Genomic DNA, 18,065 nt, shown 5'->3' on the forward strand with positions numbered 1-18,065 from the left:
GCAAGAACCTCACAAATCTGCCCTGATGGAACCCCCCAATGGACCTGACCCCACGCGAAAAAGACAAGCTGCTGATCTTCACCGCCGGCCTCGTCGCCGAGCGGCGTTTGGCGCGCGGCGTGAAACTCAATTACCCGGAAGCCATGGCCTACATCTCCGCCGCCCTGCTTGAAGGCGCGCGTGACGGCCGGACGGTGGCCGAGCTGATGCACTTCGGCACTACCCTGCTCAGCCGCGAACAAGTGATGGAAGGCATCCCGGAAATGATCCCGGAGATTCAAGTCGAAGCGACGTTCCCCGACGGCACCAAACTGGTCACCGTTCACCAACCGATCGTTTGAGGCCGCGCCATGACTTACTCCATTCGCGATGCCGTTCACGCCGATCTGCCGGCGATCCGCGACATCTACAACGACGCCGTGCTCAACACCACGGCGATCTGGAATGAACAGGCCGTCGACCTCGGCAACCGCCAGGCGTGGTTCAGCGCCCGCCAGGCCCAGGCTTATCCGATTCTGGTGATCGTCGACGCCGACAACAGTGTGCTCGGCTACGCTTCCTTCGGTGACTGGCGGCCGTTCGACGGTTTCCGCCACACCGTCGAGCACTCGGTCTACGTGCGCAGCGATCAGCGCGGCAACGGCCTCGGCCCGCAACTGATGACCGCACTGATCGAACGGGCGAAGACCTGCGGCAAACACGTGATGGTCGCCGCCATTGAAAGCGGTAACGCCGCCTCGATTCGCCTGCACGAACGCGCCGGTTTCAGTATCACCGGGCAGATGCCGCAAGTCGGCACCAAGTTCGGCCGCTGGCTCGACCTGACCTTTATGCAATTGCCCCTCAACCCCGGCGCGGAGCCGCCAGACGCAAACAAGGAGTGACATTGATGAACGCCGCCCAGCTGCGCCGCGTCAACGCTGAAAGTTTTGCGCATTACCGTCAGGGCCTGATCGACCTGTTGCTCGATGCCGTGGGTTACGGCGCCAGCGTCGGCTTCATGGCCGACCTCGATGCCGCGCAGGCGCGCGCCTACTTCGATGAAGTGCAGGACAACGTCAGCAAGGGCAGTGTCCTGCTCTGGGTGGTGGTCAAGGACGAACAGGTATTGGCCAGTGTGCAACTGGGCCTGTGCCAGAAGGCCAACGGCCTCAATCGTGCCGAGGTGCAGAAACTGCTGGTGCGCGAACACGCGCGGCGTCGCGGCCTCGGCCAGCAATTGATGACCGCCCTGGAAGTCGAAGCGCCCAAGCACAAGCGCGGCATGCTCTATCTCGACACCGAAGCCGGTTCGCCCGCCGAAGATTTCTACAAGGCGTTGGGTTACACCCGCGCGGGAGCCATTCCCGATTACGCCTGCGACCCACAGGGTACATACCGCCCGACCGCCCTCTATTACAAGATTCTGCAAGGAGCCCAGTGATGATTCCTGGCGAATACCAGATCCAGCCCGGCGACATCGAACTCAACGTCGGCCGCCGCACCGTCCGCCTGAAAGTCGCCAACAGCGGCGACCGGCCAATTCAGGTCGGCTCGCACTATCACTTCTTTGAAACCAACGACGCGCTGACCTTCGATCGCGCGGCCAGCCGTGGCATGCGCCTGAACATTGCGGCGGGGACGGCGGTGCGTTTTGAACCGGGGCAGAGTCGCGAAGTCGAGCTGGTGGATTACGCCGGGCATCGGCGGGTGTTCGGCTTTGCCGGGCGGGTCATGGGTGACCTCTGACATCGGCGTGCACCGCTGCCCCTCACCCCAGCCCTCTCCCGAGGGAGAGGGAGCCGATCACCGATAACCGGCCCACCGCGTACAGTCCCCTCGCCGAAGCTGATCACCGAAGCCGCTCCACCGCGATCAGTCCCCTCTCCCTCTGGGAGAGGGCCAGGGTGAGGGTCGATGGCTCACCACTATTTTCCTGAAGGACGCCGCATGAAGATTTCCAGACAAGCCTACGCCGACATGTTCGGCCCCACCGTCGGCGACAAGGTGCGCCTGGCCGACACCGAGCTGTGGATCGAAGTCGAAAAAGACTTCACCACCTACGGCGAAGAAGTGAAATTCGGTGGCGGCAAAGTCATCCGCGACGGCCAGGGCCAAAGCCAACTATTGGCCGCCGAAGTGGTCGACACGCTGATCACCAACGCGCTGATCATCGACCACTGGGGCATCGTCAAAGCCGACGTCGGCCTCAAGGACGGCCGCATCGCCGCGATCGGCAAGGCCGGCAACCCCGACGTGCAACCCAACGTGACCATCGCCATCGGCGCCAGCACCGAAGTGATCGCCGGCGAAGGCATGATCCTCACCGCTGGCGGCATCGACACGCACATCCACTTCATCTGCCCGCAGCAGATCGAAGAAGCGCTGATGAGCGGCGTCACCACCATGATCGGCGGCGGCACGGGACCGGCCACCGGCACCAATGCCACCACTTGCACCTCCGGCCCATGGCACCTGGCGCGCATGCTTCAGGCCGCCGACGCCTTCCCGATGAACATTGGCCTCACCGGCAAGGGCAACGCCAGCCTGCCCGAGCCGTTGATCGAGCAGGTCAAGGCCGGCGCCATCGGCCTCAAGCTGCACGAAGACTGGGGCACCACCCCGGCGAGCATCGACAACTGCCTGAGCGTCGCCGACCAGTTCGACGTGCAGGTGGCGATTCACACCGACACCCTCAACGAGTCCGGTTTCGTCGAAACCACCCTCGGCGCGTTCAAGGGCCGCACCATCCACACCTATCACACCGAAGGTGCCGGTGGCGGTCATGCGCCGGACATCATCAAGGCCTGCGGTTTTCCCAACGTGCTGCCGAGTTCGACCAATCCGACCCGGCCATTCACGCGCAACACCATCGATGAACACCTCGACATGCTGATGGTCTGCCATCACCTCGACCCGAGCATCGCCGAAGACGTCGCCTTTGCCGAAAGCCGCATCCGTCGCGAAACGATTGCCGCCGAAGACATCCTCCACGACCTCGGCGCCTTCTCGATGATCAGCTCCGACAGCCAGGCCATGGGCCGCGTCGGCGAAGTCATCACACGCACCTGGCAGACCGCCGACAAGATGAAAAAGCAGCGCGGCCCACTGCCGCAGGACGGCGCCGGCAACGACAACTTCCGCGCCAAACGCTATATCGCCAAGTACACCATCAACCCGGCGATCACCCATGGCATCAGCCATGAAGTCGGTTCGGTGGAAGTCGGGAAATGGGCGGATCTGGTGCTGTGGCGTCCGGCGTTCTTCGGCGTGAAACCGACGCTGATTCTCAAGGGCGGCGCGATTGCCGCGAGCCTGATGGGCGATGCCAACGCTTCGATTCCAACCCCGCAACCGGTGCACTACCGCCCGATGTTCGCCAGCTACGGTGGATCGTTGCACGCCACCAGCCTGACCTTCATCAGTCAGGCCGCCGAGGCCGCCGGGTTGCCCGAAACGCTGGGGCTGAAGAAGAAAATCGCCGTGGTCAAAGGTTGCCGCGACGTGCAGAAAACCGACCTGATCCACAACGATTATCTGCCGAACATCGACGTCGACCCGCAGACCTATCAGGTCAAGGCGGACGGCGTATTGCTATGGTGCGAACCGGCCGAAACGCTGCCGATGGCGCAGCGTTACTTCCTGTTTTAACGACCCGGTTTGAACACGGGCAGCACCGCCCGTGTTCAAACGTCGGTCATGGAAATATCCAGGATATTTCTTCATCCGAGTAGTTGTAGCTCCAGCGCAACTCCGTGCCCGCCGGAATATCCCTGGACGCAAACAAGGTGTTCAACGCGTACGGGCGCCTGGCTGTTTTGCCGCCCAGCGGCATGTCCGCTTCGACCTTAAAACTGACCATGACCACGTTGTAACCTTCCGGCGCCTGGCGGATGGGTTTGCCGTTGGCGTCGTATTCGAAGTGGGTGTTGATTCTGGAGAGAATGTTATCCCCGATAATAACGATCGGGTCGGGGGTGAAGTTGCCACCGCCGTAACGCATGTGCGCCCCGGCACTCATGGTGAAGGTTTGCTCACTGCGGCTGATGAAGCGCAGTGGCGTCAGCACCCCGCCATAGACACCGACCGTTTCGCCTTTGCCGATACGCCGGTTGGCCACGACCATGTACTGCCCGATCAGGCTCTTTTCCCCGGCCACTTTCACATCCGCTTCGGTGAAGAGGCGCAGTTGCAGTTTTTCCTCATAGAGCCGGGCGACGTCTTCGTAGCCTTCAAATTTTATGTAGGGTTTTATCTGCTCGGAGGTGTATTTGTCGCCGGTTTCCAGGGTCACTCTGCTTTCGAGTGTGCGAATCCGGATCGGTCGCCCCGCCGTATCCCTCATCGGATACTTGCCATTGTTGACGCGATTGTAGGTACCCAGCTGATTGCCGCGAAAGGAATAGGGTTGTGCCAGCCGCATGTCGTTCAGCTCTTGTGCGCTAAACGGTTTGATCGGCATTGATTCGGACGCCAGATAAAACCGCTCCGGCGAACCGTCGAACGTGCCCGGCAGTTCCTCGAGTGCCCAGTCGTAGTCATCGCCGCTGTGCCGTTGGGCCTGCGCGCCCTTTCGAACCGCAGTGGCATCGGCGGCGAAATCTTCCAGCGGATACCACAACTGGCTGACTGGATCGTGCGCCAGCACCGGCCCGGAAGCTTGCAACTCGCTCGACCGCTTGGCGCGGTGCAGGCCCGATTCCGGATCCACGCCGATCAACACGCGGCCACCGCCCTGGACATCGGCGTACTGGCGGCCCTTGTGCGTCCGCAGTCCCTGCGCATCGGCGTCCGGCAGAGCGATGGCCGCCGGGATCAAGTACTGCTGCAGCAGGTTCGGTTCAACGCTGGAGAACACCGTTGATGTGGATGCTGTGGGCTGGACATTGACCCTTGGGGGCGAACCAGCAATCTCTGTGTGCGGCGTGCTCCCGCCAGGCTCAATACGGCCCGGGGTTTTCACGGCAAACGGATCAGGCGCGGCATGCCGTGGAGTGTCGCTTCTCCAATGGCTCGAGTCAGAGGGCGTTCGCGCAGGCGCAACAACATCGACGGTGGCTTTGGCTGGCGGCTTGGGTTTTGCGGGCATCAATACGTTTCCTTGTAGTGTTCCTCAGCACCGACCGGCATGGCCGGCACTGCGGGGACCGGCATCCATTGCCGCGTCCATTACCGGAAAAGCTATCAGACCCGCGAGCCCGTTCAAACTCAGGAAATACCTGCACAACTATTCAACCACCAGGCGCCCCAGCCGCTGGCGCAACATGCGGTTTTCCGCGCGCAGTTCCCGCACTTCTTCGAGTAGATCCAGCGCCAGGGCGACGCCTTCCCACTCAAGTTCCAGATCGCGCCGCAACTTGGCGGCGCGTTTGGCCAGGGTCAGTTCGTAGTCGGTGAAGCGCCATTCCCGGGGCTGCGCGCCCTGAGGTTCGAGGATGCCGTGCTCGACGATTTCGATCACGTAGACGTCCGACAAGTCGGCTGCCTCACAGAATTCTGCCAGGTCCAGTTGAACGATCAGGGGGCTGCTCATGATGGGCTACTCCGTCGTCAAATTCAGAAGTTCTCGCGTGGGTTGAACGCGGCTTTCTTCGCCAGCTCCTGCCACAGTGCCTTGACCTCATCATCGGACGCTTTCGGCATCACGGCTTTGAGTTGCACGAACAGGTAACCGCGCTCGCCTGCCTTGTTTTTCAGACCATGTCCCTTGGCGCGCATGCGCTGGCCGTTCTGGCTACCGGCAGGCACCTTGAGGTTGATCTTGCCGGTCAGGGTCGGCACGGCCACTTCGGCGCCCAGCGCCAGCTCCCACGGCGCCAGCGGCAAAGTGATGATGAGGTTTTCACCTTCGACATCGAATTTCGGGTGCGGCGCAAACCGAATGGTCAGGTACAGATCGCCACTCGCCCCGCCACCGATGCCCGGTGCGCCCTGGCCTTTGAGGCGGATGCGCTCGCCGTCGGTCACACCCGCCGGGATCTTCACGTTCAGGCTCTTGCTGGTGTTGCTGACGTGCTGGCCGTTAGCGTTGTATTGCGGCACCTGGAAGGTGACCTTCTTCGATTCGTTCGAAAGCGTTTCTTCGAGGAAGATCGGCAGTTCCATTTCCACGTCTTGCCCTCGGCGGCCTGCACTGCGTTGTTGCCGACCTTCGCCGCCACCGAAACCGGGGCCGCGATTGCCGAAGATCGAACTGAAGAAGTCCGAGAAGTCACCGCTGTCGCCACCGCCGCCGCCAAAGCCGCCACGGCTCTGCCAGCCCGGTGGTCCCTGGAACGGCTGACCGTGCTGGCCATAGCGGCGCAGCTCGTCGTATTCGGCGCGTTTGTCGGCGCTTTTCAGCGCTTCATAGGCTTCCGAGGCGTCTTTGAACTTGGCCTCGGCGTCTTTTTCCTTGCTGACATCGGGGTGGTATTTGCGCGCCAGCTTGCGATAGGCAGCCTTGATTGCCTTGTCGTCGGCTGTCGGCTCCACGCCGAGTATCTTGTAATAGTCTTTGAAGTCCATTGAAGGAATCACCATCCGTTATCGATTTCGCGCCGATGCCAGCATGCGCCGATTCGCGCGTGCCAGGTTGACCGATCTCAAGGTTGTGACCGGGTGGCGCAGCAGAAGTTTATCGGCAGTGGACGGCGGTTCTTGTGACCGCCGGTGGTTCTGCCGGCCCATGCCAGCAAGTTTGGGGCAAAGCTGCGAGTTTCAAGCAGTTTAGACACGAAATAGCAGATGACCGGCCTTCGATTCTGGCGCGCACTGACATACACTGCGCGGCCGTTTTTTTGACCGGAACCGAAAGACATGAAAGACGCCTCTCCAGCCCGTGCCTGCGGCATCGACTTCGGCACGTCCAACTCCACCGTCGGCTGGCTGCGCCCCGGCATGGAAACGATGATCGCGCTGGAAGACGACAAGATCACCCTGCCGTCGGTGGTCTTCTTCAACATCGAGGAACGCCGCCCGGTGTACGGTCGTCTGGCACTGCACGAGTACCTGGAAGGCTACGAAGGCCGGCTGATGCGCTCGCTGAAAAGCCTGCTCGGTTCCAAGCTGATCAAGCATGACACCAGCGTGCTCGGCACGGCGATGCCGTTCAAGGACTTGCTTGGCCTGTTCATCGGCCAACTGAAGAGCCGTGCGGAAACCGCCGCCGGTCGGGAATTCGAGCAAGTGGTGCTCGGGCGTCCGGTGTTCTTTGTCGACGACGATCCGCTGGCGGACCAGGAGGCCGAAGACACGTTGGTCGATGTGGCGAAGAAGATCGGTTTCAAAGAGGTCTCGTTCCAGTACGAGCCGATCGCCGCTGCATTCGACTACGAGTCGACCATCGAAAAAGAAGAGTTGGTGCTGATCGTCGACATCGGCGGCGGTACCTCCGACTTCTCGCTGGTGCGCCTGTCGCCGCAGCGGCGTGGTGTCGATAACCGTCACGATGACATCCTCGCCACTGGCGGCGTGCACATCGGCGGGACCGACTTCGACAAACAGTTGAGCCTGCAAGGCCTGATGCCGCTGTTCGGCTACGGCAGCCGCATGAAGAGCGGCGCCTACATGCCGACCAGTCACCACATGAACCTGGCGACCTGGCACACCATCAACTCGGTGTACTCACAGAAATCCAGCCTGGCGCTGGGCAGCATGCGTTACGACATCGAAGACACCGGTGGCATCGACCGGTTGTTCAAGTTGATCGAACAGCGCGCCGGGCACTGGCTGGCGATGGAAGTCGAAGAGACCAAGATCCAGCTGACCCACACCGACAGCCGCCATGTGCCGCTGGACCGGATCGAGGCCGGGTTGAGTGTGGAGCTGAGCCGCGCGCTGTTTGAATCGGCGATCGATGCGCTGCTGGAGCGCGTGCGCGGCAGTGTCACGCAGCTGTTGAACGATGCCGGTGTGGCGGTCGATCAGGTCGACACGGTGTTCTTCACCGGCGGTTCGAGCGGGATTCCGGCGCTGCGCAACAGCGTCTCGGCGATGCTGCCGAATGCGCGGCACGTTGAAGGGAACATCTTTGGCAGCATCGGTAGCGGTTTGGCGATTGAAGCGATGAAACGCTATGGCGCAATGAACTGACCTGATACCGAGTTGCCCCTATCGCTGGCAAGCCAGCTCCCACAGGATTAACGCCACTTTCAGAAGCGGCGCATGACCTGTGGGAGCTGGCTTGCCAGCGATAGCATTAGATCAGGCAACACAGATCCATCGGTTAGACCATCCCGCCCAGCTTCAACTCGCTCTTCAGGTACGCGTAATAAATCGGCCCCGCCACCACCCCCGGCAAGCCGAACGCGGCCTCGAACACCAGCATCGCCAGCAGCAACTCCCACGACTTGGCACTGATCTGCCCGCCGACAATGCGCGCGTTGAGGAAGTATTCCAGCTTGTGGATAACGATCAAGTATCCCAACGCCGCCACTGCCACCCAGATCGACAGCGACAGGCCGACGATGGTGATCAGTGTGTTGGAAATCAGATTGCCGATCACCGGCAACAGACCGAGCAGGAAGGTCAGCACGATCAGGGTTTTGGTCAGCGGCAGCTTGACGCCGAACATCGGCAGGATCACCGCGAGGAAAATCCCGGTGAAAAACGTGTTGAGCAAGGCGATCTTGATCTGCGCGAAGACGATATTGCGAAACGCCTGAACCAGCAGGTGCAGTCGATCGAACAGCGCCGCCGCCAGTGGTTTGCGCTTGGTGACGTCGGGCACACGCTGCAGGGCGATGATCGCGCCGAGCACCATGCCGATCAGCAGCGTCACAAACATGTGCGCCGCATCTTTACCCACCAGTTGCAACTCGGAGAGGTGCTTGCTCAGCCATTCGCCGATCGCCACGCGAAATTCGCCGGCACTGGCCGGTAGATAAGCGTCGATGAACGGCGGCAGTTGCCCACGGGCGCGATCAACCACGCCCATGAATTTATCCAGCGAGGCACCCGGGTTTTCCGCTTCGTGCAGGAGGAAACTGATCGCGCCGGCGAAGATCAGCGCCAGCACACTCACCACCAGTGTGCCGAGCAAAGCCACCGCCAGCCAACGCGCGCGCCGGCCTTCGATCAGCCGTTGCAGTTGCGGGGTGAGCATGTTGACCAGTTCATAGACCAACAATCCGGCCAACAGACTGGGCAACAAGCGCAACGGCAGCACCAGCAGCAAACCGCCGAAAATGATGATGCAACTGACCCAGAACACTACATGACGCTCAGAAAACGTTGGCATACAGCCTCAAAACGAACGGCGTAAAAGGATTGGCAGTCTGCCAGCGATCCGGGGTGAGCACTAGGTATATGCGGTGTTTCAGCCCCCTCACCCTGGCCCTCTCCCAGAGGGAGAGGGAACCGATTGGGGAATGCTCGGGATATCCACTGACCTGGAACAGCGCCATGGAATCCATAATCAACCGGATTTCTCAGGCGACGAATACCTTGAGACAACACGGTCAGTCCCCTCTCCCTCCGGGAGAGGGTTAGGGTGAGGGCAAATCTCAAGCGGACGCGTCGACCAGTTACCCCACCCAATCAAGTTATTTTTTCTTCAGGCAATCACTCATGAATGTCTTGCGCGCATCGCCGGTCAGGGCTTTGGTTTTCGCGTCGGCGTTGCAGGTTTTCATTTTTTCCTGCTGCGGGGTCAGGGCCTTGGCATCGTTGGCCGCTGGCGTTGCCTTGAGGCAGGTGCTCATGAAGGTTTTGCGCTCATCGCCTTTCAGACTCTTGGCGGTCGCATCGGCATTGCAGGTGGTCATTTTGTTCTGTTGCGCCGTCGCGGCGAAACCCTGGGAACACAGGAGCAAACCAATCATCAACAAAGGCACACGCAACATCTTCATGGAGTTTTCTCCTTGTCGCCGCACCGAGGGGGGCGGCCTCTGCTGGAGTGTAGCCAAATCTTGTTACACCTTCCTGCCTTCCAGATGGCTACGGCGATACTGCTCCGGCGTGCAACCGGCCTGGCGCGCGAACATGGCGATAAATGCCGAGCCGCTGCTGTAACCGAGGTCGAAGGCAATTTCCTGCACACTGCGTGAAGTTTCCAGCGCCTCGATCGCGGCGAGGTAGCGCAAACGCTGACGCCACTCACCGAAACTCATCCCCAGCTCACGGACAAATTGCCGCGCCAGCGTGCGTTCACTGACGTGCACTTGCAGCGCCCAATGCGCCAGCGGCTGATTGTTGCCCGGCTCGGCCTGCAAGGTTTCCAGGATCGCCAGCAAACCGGGGCTGCTCGCGTAGGGCAGATAACACTCATGCACCGGCGCCTGCTGCAGTTGATCGACCAACACCTGTGCCAGACGCTGATCGGCATCGAACTCGGGAATCTTCACATCACGGGCGGCGAAGTCCTTGAGAATCGCCTTGAGGATGTCGCTGATCGCCAGGGTACAGGCGCGCTTGGGCAGTCCGGTGCAGACCTTGGGGTCGAGGCACACCGCGCGATAGTTGACCGGTTGATGGCTGTAGAAACTGTGTTCGACCTGCGGCGGCACCCACACCGCGTATTGCGGCGGCGACATGAAACGGCTGCCGTCGACATCCATGTGCAGCACGCCGTGGGCCGCGTATTCCAAAGTGCCCCACGGATGCCGGTGCGGCGCGGCGTATTCATGGGCATTGAAATCGGCGTAGCGGAAGTACACCGCTGACGGCAGTTCGCTGAAATCCAGCAGATCGATGTGTTTGCTGTTCATGCTGTCCGGTTTCAGAGGCAGGTTGTCCGGTTCGAAGTATAGGCTTGCATCCAGACAAGGGATAATCGCGCTTCATCAACGTACTGGTTTCAACTCATGCAATACGCGTTTCCGCTGCTGGCGATTTTCATCTGGGCCGGTAATACCGTGATCAACAAACTGGCGGTCGGGGCGATTTTCCCCGCCGAGATCGGTTTCTACCGCTGGCTGCTGGCCGGTTTGCTGTTCACCCCGTTCATGCTCAAAGCGGTGATCGCGCACTGGCCGCAGATTCGTCCCAATCTGGGCAAGATTTTCGTCCTTGGTGTGCTCGGCATGGCGGTGTATCAGAGCCTCGCCTACTTCGCCGCGACCCTGACCACCGCCACCAACATGGGCATCATTCTGTCGCTGATGCCGTTGATGTCGCTGGCCATGGCGATTATCAGCCTTGGACAGCGCCTGACGGCGGGTGCGCTGGTCGGTGCGGTGTTGTCGTTTGCCGGTGTGCTGGTGGTGGTGTCGTCCGGCAGCCTCGGTGCGTTGCTGCAACACGGGCTGAACATGGGTGACGCGATGATGCTGATCGCCACCCTGGCCTACGCGATTTACAGCACCCTGCTGAAGAAATGGCAGCTGCGCCTGCCGCCGTTGGTGCTGCTGTATCTGCAGGTGCTGGTGGCGATTGTCGTGTTGTTTCCGCTGTATGCCGCTTCGCCGAAAACCGGGCTGACCGTGCAGAACATCCCGCTGGTGTTGTATGCGTGTTTGCTGGCGTCGATGCTTGCGCCGCTGGCGTGGATGCAGGCAGTGCAGCGGTTGGGGCCGAGCCGCACGACGCTGTTCTTTAACTTGCTGCCGTTGATTACCGCGCTGATTGCGGCGGTGGTGTTGAAGGAGCAACTGGCGATGTATCACTTGGTCGGTGGATTGCTGACCTTGGGCGGGGTGATTTTGTCTGAGCGCTGGACCACCGTGTTGGGCCGCCGGATCAGCGTTGCCTGACCGGGCCCCATCGCTGGCAAGCCAGCTCCCACAGTGATTTGGGCGTTCACAAGATTTGTGTTCGATCCCCACCTGTGGGAGCTGGCTTGCCAGCGATGAGCGATAACGCGGTGTGCCAGTTAAACCCCCGCAGCCTCAAGCCGCGCCGCATGCTCGACAAACAGCCGCACCGGATCCGCGCCCTTGCCGACCAACCCCAGCGACTGATTGACGATGTCGAAGTGATCCAGCGGATAGTCGTCACCAATCACCGTGCCCAGATGCGAACTGTAGCGCCCGACCATCCCGTCGCACTGCCCCGGTTCACGCACGAAGGTTTTCGCAAACAAGCGACAGCTGCGATTGGTCCCGTCAAACAGGTTGCCACCACGATCGGTCTTGCCCGGTTGCAACGTCCCCGACCACGAGTAATAACGCACGCCGTTAACTTCCTCCGGCCCGTGCCCGCCCCACGTCTCGGGCAGGCCCTGTGGATAACGCTGATTGAACAGCGCCACACCCTCAGTCGTCAGCGATTGGTGCGAGGCATGAATATCCACCGGCAGTTTCGGCCCGTGATAACCGGTCTCCAGCACTGCCATCAACCAACTGACGAAACGCAACAGCGCCTCAAGGATCCGTCCTTTGGCACTGTCCGCCGGGTAATGTTTCGCCAGGTAGTCAGCCAGCTCCGAACCATGATTAGGTCCGGCCACCGACGTCACCGAAGCCACCCGATCCGGCCGTTTCGCCGCGGCATAGCGCGCCGTCAGCGAGCCCTGACTGTGGCCGAACAGGTTGACCTTTTGCGCGCCGGTCTCGCGCAAAATCTCATCGATGCGCGCCAGCAACTGCTCGCCGCGCACCTCGGTGGAATTGAGCGGCGACACCTGCACCGCAATCACCGTCGCACCACCCCGGCGCAATGCCTTGATGATGCCGTACCAATACGGATAGACAACCAGCCGGATAAACCCGAGCATGCCCGGCACCAGCACCAGTGGATAACGCGTCGACATGGGCAAACATCCTTGTGGTCGGTGAGTGGATGCCAGACGTGCAAAACGCCCGCCAAGCATCCTCCCTGATGATGACAACTCATCGACCAGCCTACTTCAGGCCCACCACCCCCGCCACAATCAGCCCTACCGAAAGCAGTTTGACCAGCGTCAGGCTCTCGCCCAGCAAGGCGAAACCGAGAAACACCGTGCCCAGCGAACCCAGCGCCGTCCAGATCGGGTAGGCAACGCTCAACGGCAACTCGCGCATCGCCAGGGTCAGAAAATAAATCCCGCCGATCGCTGCGACCACCGTGATCAGCGAGGGCCAGAGCCGGGTGAAACCTTCGGCGTACTTCATACCCATGGCGAACGTCACTTCAAACCCGGCGGCGATCAGCAGGAACAACCAGGCCACCTAGAACGCCCGGGCGAGGTCGAGCAAGCGCTGCTCGGCTTCGGCCACCGACACCGCGAAGGTGCGCTCAGCGGATTCTTCGCCCTCGGCGGCGACCACGGTGACGTCATTGATGCCGACAAACCCCAACGCCGTGCGCAGCCATGGGTCGGCATGGTTCAAGGCTTCCAGCTCGCCACCCGGACCGAAGCCGAAGCCGCCGCGACTGGTGACGATCAGCGCCTTTTTGCCCTGCAACAGCGGGGTGTACTGGGCGACGCCGTTGTCCAGCGTGTGATCAAAGGTCAAGCCCAGACGCACAATCTGATCGACCCAGGCCTTGAGGCCGCTGGGCACGCTGAAGTTGTACATCGGTGTGGAAATCAGCAGCAGGTCATGCTCGAACAATTCGCCGACCAGTTGATCACTCAATGCCAGATCGGCCTGCATCGACAATGGACGCACCTCAGGCTGCGGATGAAATGCGGCGGCAACAAAGGCCTCGTTGACCGCCGGAATCAGCGCACGGCCGACTTCGCGACGGGTCACCTGCGCCTGTGGATGACGGACCTGCCAGGCGCTGAGAAAACTTTCCGCCAGACGCCGTGAATGCGACCGGTCGCCACGTGGGCTGGCATGAATCGCAAGAATCTTACTCATCTGTAAATCCTCCGGACTAGAATCAAACTGCTTGTGGCTTGCAGCTTGCGGCTCGTTACGGCGCCTCTTCAAATGAGCAAAAATCAGTCGGGATGAGTTCATTTCATCCATGGAGTTTTCAATGTTCGCCTCGCTGCCCCTCACCGCCCTGCGCGCCTTTGAATCGGCTTCGCGGCTATTGAGTTTCAAGGCTGCCGCAGAAGAACTGGCGGTGACGCCGACGGCTATTTCGCACCAGATCCGTTCGCTGGAAGACTGGCTCGGCGTCGCCCTGTTCGAACGTCTGCCGCGCCAGGTGCGCCTGACCGAGGGCGGCGAACGGCTGTTTCGCAGCCTGCACGGCGCGTTTCTGGAGGTGGCGCAAAGCGTCGACAGCCTGCGCCCGCAGCGCAACGCCAGCACGCTGACGCTGTCGACCACCGCCGCGTTTGCCGCGTTGTGGCTGGTGCCGCGCCTCGGGCGTTTTTACGCGCAGCACCCGAACATCAACGTGCGCCTTGATACGCATTGCGAAGTCATCGACCTGCACCAGGACGCCAGCGTCGATCTGGTGTTGCGTTATAGCCTCGACGATTACCCGAACCTGTATGGACTGTGTCTGTTCGATGAATCGTTCGGTGTGTATGGCTCGCCGGAACAAGTCGCGCTGGCGGCCCGGCGCACGCCGACCCTGATCAGCGTGCGCTGGCACAACTCGAAACTGTATGCCCATGGCTGGCAAGCATGGTGCGCCAAGGCCGGCGAACTTTGGCTGAATCAGCACCCGGTCAACCGCGAATACGACGAGGAACATTACGCCCTGCAAGCGGCGATCGCCGGGCAAGGGTTGGTGCTGGCGAGCAATATTCTGGTCTCGGAGAGCGTCGCCAGCGGTTTGCTGCTGCCGTACAAGGGCGAGGTTCAGGTCGACGGCGCTGGGTATAGCGCGTTGTGTGTGCCGGGCCGTGAACGGCATCCGCCGGTGCGGGCGTTCTTTCAGTGGTTGCAGGAAGAGGCGGTGCTGTCGGGGCTGCTACCACGCTCGCAGGCTGCGGCAACGTCGACGGAGACGCCTGCGTAAATCGATAAAACTTTTTCCTTCGCTCATGACTCACAACTTGGGTAGTGACCACGTCCGCAGAACGTGGCGCCCATCGGATTAGCCTCCTGGAGATTAAAATGAGCGACGACCTGCATCTTTCAGATGTCCAAACCCTGCGCGACCGCGCGCGCCAACACGTCGAAAACGGCGCCGTCACCGAGGGCTACAGCGCCGACCGTGAAGAGGTGCTGCGCTTGCTCAATGAATCGCTGGCCACTGAACTGGTCTGCGTGTTGCGCTACAAACGCCACTACTTCATGGCCAATGGCGTGAAAGCCCATGTGGCCGCTGAAGAGTTTCTCGAACACGCCACCCAGGAAGCCGAACACGCCGACCGATTGGCCGAGCGCATTGTGCAATTGGGCGGCGAGCCTGAGTTCAACCCCGACCTGCTGTCGAAAATGTCCCACGCGCAATACGTGGCCGGCAACACCCTCAAAGAGATGGTCTACGAAGACCTGGTGGCCGAGCGGATCGCCATCGACAGCTACCGCGAGATCATCCAGTACATCGGCGAGAAAGACCCGACTACCCGACGGATCTTCGAAGATATCCTGGCGCAGGAAGAAGAGCATGCCGATGACATGGCTGACATCCTGAACGACCTGTAATCCCTGACGACTGATCGTTCCCACGCTCCGCGTGGGAATGCAGCCCGGCACGCTCCGCGTGCCTTTTTATTGCCGAACGCGGAGCGTCCGTTGAGGCATTCCCACGCAGAGCGTGGGAACGATCAGGAAAACCGCCTTCGCGAGCAGGCTCGCTCCCACACTCGACCGCATTCACCTTAAAGAATGCGGCCCCCCTGTGGGAGCGAGCTTGCTCGCGAAGGGGTCGTTACGGGCACCGGCTATTTGGTCGGCTTAACGGTGACCGGCGCCTTGCCCGCCTTCATCTGCTCCAGCAACGGCGCACACTGATTCGGCTCGCCGCCACTCGGCGCCACCAGCGCCAACAGCCCCGCCGCCGGTGCTGCGATCACACCCAATGCCACCATCCCCGCCCCGCGCAACATCAGCGGCACGGCCTTCACGCCGGCATCCGGCTTGATGAACTTGCCGCGTACGTACAGCGGCGAACGCAGGGAAATCAAACGCCAGCCCTTGGACTCCGGCGTCACCGTCAGGTCGAGTTGCTCGGTGGCCATGTTCGCCGTGCCGTCGATATAGATGATCGCGTTCTCGGTATCGAAGACAAACAGCCGTGTGGTCGCCAGACCGGTCTTGATATCGAAGTCCGCCGCCGCACAGTTGATCTTCACTTCCTTATCGCCAAAGATCTTGCCGACCACGTAGTTGCCGACGTTGAGCCCGGCCAGCTCCATCAACTCACGGCTGATCGCGCCGTCATTGATCACCATCTTCAGATTGCCGTTGGCCCCGCCCAGCAGCTTGGCCACCGAGTTGCCACGCCCACTGATATCGGCGTCGCCGTTGAGCTCACCGAAACTGGTCTTCATCGGTTCAAAGGTCGGGAACAGCTCCTTGAGCTTGAATTTGCGCGCGGTCAGTTTTGCCCGGCCTTCCAGCGGCTCGGTACGACCGTTGAGGCGGATCTGTGCATCAAGATTGCCGCCCGCCACGCCAAAGCGCAGTGGCTCCAGGCTGAGCTCGCCATCGTTAAGTTTCAGATGGGTATAGAGGTCGTTGAACGGCAGCTTCTCGCTGTGGACGATGCGCTTGCCGGTGAACTCGACATCAGCGTCCATCGCACGCCAGCGATCGGTCTTGAACTCTTCCACCGGCAGGACTTTGTCGGCCGGTTGTTTGCTCTCGCCGCCGCGAGCCTTCTGCTTGTCATTGGAGTCAGCGCCGATCAATGGCGCGAGGTCAGCGAACAACAGTTGATTGGAGAGCAGCGCGCCGCTGAGTTTTGGCCGAGGCTGACTGGCGACGTAGGTCAGGTCGCCGTGAATATCACTGCTGCCGATCTTGCCGTTGAATTGCTCATAAGTGAATTTCGCCCCGGCCTCGTCATGCAGCTTGGCGATCAAATGGCCGTCGGTGGAGTACGGCGGCGTGTCCGGCAGGGTCACGCCAGTCAGCGGATAAAGATTGCCGAGGCTGGCGCCAGCCAGCTTCAGGCGCAGATCGAGCGCGCCAAGATTCAGTGGATCGGTCAGCGTGCCGGCCAGTTCGATACCGGTGTCGCCGATCTTCGCCTGGGCCTGCAACGGGAACGGCTTGCGCGCATCCTGCAACGCCAGCAGCCCGCCGATCTTGCCTTGGCCGGTGAGGTTCTGGCCGTGGTATTGGCCTTTGACCTTCAGGGCAAACGCGTAATCCTGTGGCGCACCGCCCTTGTCCTGCGCGCTTTTCGCGGCTTTGTCGCCGACGATGTCGCTGTACGGGATCGGCTTGCCCAGTGGGTCGATCAGCACATCCAGATTGGTTTTCAGGGTCTGATCATCAAGGGTGACGTGGCCCTTGTCGAAACCGATGGCGCCGATGTCGACCACCCAGCTCGACGGTTCGGCATTCGGGTCTTTCGGGTCGAATTTGAACGTCCAGTTGGCGCGGCCATCGGCCAGACGCTGCAGCTCGGCGTTGGGTTCGGTCAGGTCGATGCGCGGAATCACCACCCGTTGCGCCAACAATGCCAACGGCGAGATGCGCAACTCGACGCGCTTGAGCGTGACCATCTGTGGCTTCTTCGACCAGTCCGGGTTGCCCAGGCTCAAATCCTCAGCGACCACGTGCGGCCACGGCACCCACGCGCGCCAGCCGCCCTCGTCCGGCTCGCGCTGCCAGATCACCGCGAGGTTGCCGTTAATAGCAAACGGTCGGTGCAGTTCTTCCGAGACTTTGGCGTTGAGCGGCGGTTTGATCCGGTTCCAGTCGAAGAACACGATGATCAACACCAGCACGGCCAGTAGCAGCACGAGGATGGCGAAGGTCCAGCTGAAGATTTTTCCAGTGCGCGTCATGCACAAAGCTCCTGATCACGACCGCACGCAAAGACTGCGGCGCACGGCTGAAACGGCGGGCCGAAGCGGCCCTCATGAAATCTACGACTGGTAAACGAGCCGCAGGTTTAATCGAAAGGTCGATTAAGGCGCAAAAAGTCGCGCGAAATCTGACCGATCAGTCGAACAGTGTTACCGCGACCCGCACTTTTGCGAGGCGCGAGTGAGTCGGAAATACCCACCTCGGTGCAAAACCGCTGCTCTGAAAGGCCCGATCTAGAGCCTCCCGGCAGAACAATCAATTCTGTTGATTATTACCATTGCGTTTATGAACTTTTATATCGACTTATCGAGAGTAGCATTGCCCTCGTACCCACTTTATCGCCCTCCCAAG

Annotated in this window: 19 protein-coding genes; 9 read left to right on the forward strand and 10 right to left on the reverse strand. The window is 61.0% G+C overall.

What is annotated here, in order from left to right; all coding sequences use genetic code 11:
• Nucleotides 1-38: 38 nt before the first annotated feature.
• The 5 genes from ureA to ureC all read left to right on the forward strand — a co-directional run bounded on the left by ureA (nt 39) and on the right by ureC (nt 3,630).
• Nucleotides 39-341, forward strand: coding sequence for an urease subunit gamma (gene ureA / locus WA225_RS02620; RefSeq protein ID WP_008085431.1), 303 nt, complete (start codon nt 39-41; stop codon nt 339-341).
• Between the two features lie 9 nt (nt 342-350).
• A complete protein-coding gene (locus WA225_RS02625) occupies nt 351-884 on the forward strand; it encodes a GNAT family N-acetyltransferase (RefSeq protein WP_422606757.1) in 534 nt (177 codons plus the stop codon).
• A 5-nt stretch (nt 885-889) separates the two neighbouring features.
• Entirely contained in the window at nt 890-1,423 is a 534-nt protein-coding gene (locus WA225_RS02630) for a GNAT family N-acetyltransferase (RefSeq protein ID WP_422606758.1), read from the forward strand.
• Nucleotides 1,423-1,728: an urease subunit beta gene (locus WA225_RS02635; RefSeq protein ID WP_422606759.1), complete on the forward strand. Its 306-nt coding sequence runs from the start codon at nt 1,423-1,425 to the stop codon at nt 1,726-1,728. The genes WA225_RS02630 and WA225_RS02635 overlap by 1 nt, the downstream gene beginning before the upstream one ends.
• Before the next feature lie 201 nt (nt 1,729-1,929).
• Complete coding sequence (gene ureC, locus WA225_RS02640; protein ID WP_422606760.1) at nt 1,930-3,630, forward strand: urease subunit alpha; 1,701 nt, start codon at nt 1,930-1,932, stop codon at nt 3,628-3,630.
• Nucleotides 3,631-3,676: 46 nt separating this feature from the next.
• Here ureC and WA225_RS02645 read toward each other — a convergent pair whose 3' ends face one another.
• The 3 genes from WA225_RS02645 to WA225_RS02655 all read right to left on the reverse strand — a co-directional run bounded on the left by WA225_RS02645 (nt 3,677) and on the right by WA225_RS02655 (nt 6,486).
• Nucleotides 3,677-5,068, reverse strand: coding sequence for a hypothetical protein (locus tag WA225_RS02645; RefSeq protein ID WP_422606761.1), 1,392 nt, complete (start codon nt 5,066-5,068; stop codon nt 3,677-3,679).
• Nucleotides 5,069-5,206: 138 nt separating this feature from the next.
• Nucleotides 5,207-5,512: a chaperone modulator CbpM gene (locus WA225_RS02650; RefSeq protein ID WP_422606762.1), complete on the reverse strand. Its 306-nt coding sequence runs from the start codon at nt 5,510-5,512 to the stop codon at nt 5,207-5,209.
• 23 nt (nt 5,513-5,535) lie between these two features.
• A complete protein-coding gene (locus tag WA225_RS02655; RefSeq protein ID WP_422606763.1) occupies nt 5,536-6,486 on the reverse strand; it encodes a DnaJ C-terminal domain-containing protein in 951 nt (316 codons plus the stop codon).
• Nucleotides 6,487-6,777: 291 nt separating this feature from the next.
• Here WA225_RS02655 and WA225_RS02660 point away from each other — a divergent pair, with 291 nt between their 5' ends.
• Entirely contained in the window at nt 6,778-8,052 is a 1,275-nt protein-coding gene (locus tag WA225_RS02660) for an Hsp70 family protein (protein WP_422606764.1), read from the forward strand.
• Nucleotides 8,053-8,185: 133 nt separating this feature from the next.
• On the opposite strand, the gene WA225_RS02665 is transcribed toward WA225_RS02660, so the two are convergent.
• The 3 genes from WA225_RS02665 to WA225_RS02675 form a co-directional block, all read right to left on the reverse strand.
• Nucleotides 8,186-9,199 (reverse strand): AI-2E family transporter, encoded by a 1,014-nt coding sequence (locus tag WA225_RS02665; protein ID WP_064117232.1) that lies wholly within the window; start codon nt 9,197-9,199, stop codon nt 8,186-8,188.
• A gap of 304 nt (nt 9,200-9,503) precedes the next feature.
• Complete coding sequence (locus WA225_RS02670; protein ID WP_007915930.1) at nt 9,504-9,809, reverse strand: PsiF family protein; 306 nt, start codon at nt 9,807-9,809, stop codon at nt 9,504-9,506.
• A 63-nt stretch (nt 9,810-9,872) separates the two neighbouring features.
• On the reverse strand, nt 9,873-10,667 hold the full coding sequence (locus tag WA225_RS02675; RefSeq protein WP_422606765.1) for an AraC family transcriptional regulator: 795 nt from the start codon (nt 10,665-10,667) through the stop codon (nt 9,873-9,875).
• 96 nt (nt 10,668-10,763) lie between these two features.
• Between WA225_RS02675 and WA225_RS02680 the strand changes: the two genes are divergently transcribed.
• On the forward strand, nt 10,764-11,651 hold the full coding sequence (locus WA225_RS02680; protein WP_422606766.1) for a DMT family transporter: 888 nt from the start codon (nt 10,764-10,766) through the stop codon (nt 11,649-11,651).
• 119 nt (nt 11,652-11,770) lie between these two features.
• On the opposite strand, the gene WA225_RS02685 is transcribed toward WA225_RS02680, so the two are convergent.
• The 3 genes from WA225_RS02685 to WA225_RS02695 all read right to left on the reverse strand — a co-directional run bounded on the left by WA225_RS02685 (nt 11,771) and on the right by WA225_RS02695 (nt 13,685).
• Entirely contained in the window at nt 11,771-12,649 is an 879-nt protein-coding gene (locus WA225_RS02685) for an alpha/beta fold hydrolase (RefSeq protein WP_422606767.1), read from the reverse strand.
• A 91-nt stretch (nt 12,650-12,740) separates the two neighbouring features.
• On the reverse strand, nt 12,741-13,046 hold the full coding sequence (locus WA225_RS02690) for a DMT family transporter (protein ID WP_422606768.1): 306 nt from the start codon (nt 13,044-13,046) through the stop codon (nt 12,741-12,743).
• Complete coding sequence (locus WA225_RS02695) at nt 13,047-13,685, reverse strand: FMN-dependent NADH-azoreductase (RefSeq protein ID WP_422606769.1); 639 nt, start codon at nt 13,683-13,685, stop codon at nt 13,047-13,049.
• A 109-nt stretch (nt 13,686-13,794) separates the two neighbouring features.
• On the opposite strand from WA225_RS02695, the gene WA225_RS02700 reads away from it, so the two are divergent.
• Together WA225_RS02700 and WA225_RS02705 are read left to right on the forward strand one after the other, a co-directional pair.
• On the forward strand, nt 13,795-14,745 hold the full coding sequence (locus WA225_RS02700) for a LysR substrate-binding domain-containing protein (RefSeq protein WP_422606770.1): 951 nt from the start codon (nt 13,795-13,797) through the stop codon (nt 14,743-14,745).
• Between the two features lie 98 nt (nt 14,746-14,843).
• The gene (locus WA225_RS02705; RefSeq protein ID WP_007915920.1) at nt 14,844-15,377 is read left to right on the forward strand and encodes a ferritin-like domain-containing protein; all 534 of its coding nucleotides are present in this window, start codon (nt 14,844-14,846) and stop codon (nt 15,375-15,377) included.
• Nucleotides 15,378-15,616: 239 nt separating this feature from the next.
• Here the strand turns inward: WA225_RS02705 and WA225_RS02710 are convergent, their stop codons facing one another.
• Nucleotides 15,617-17,692, reverse strand: coding sequence for an AsmA family protein (locus tag WA225_RS02710; RefSeq protein WP_422606771.1), 2,076 nt, complete (start codon nt 17,690-17,692; stop codon nt 15,617-15,619).
• Nucleotides 17,693-18,065: the final 373 nt, after the last annotated feature.

The organism is Pseudomonas sp. (genome assembly GCF_049300855.1).
In the GTDB taxonomy this organism is placed as follows: Bacteria; Pseudomonadota; Gammaproteobacteria; order Pseudomonadales; family Pseudomonadaceae; genus Aquipseudomonas.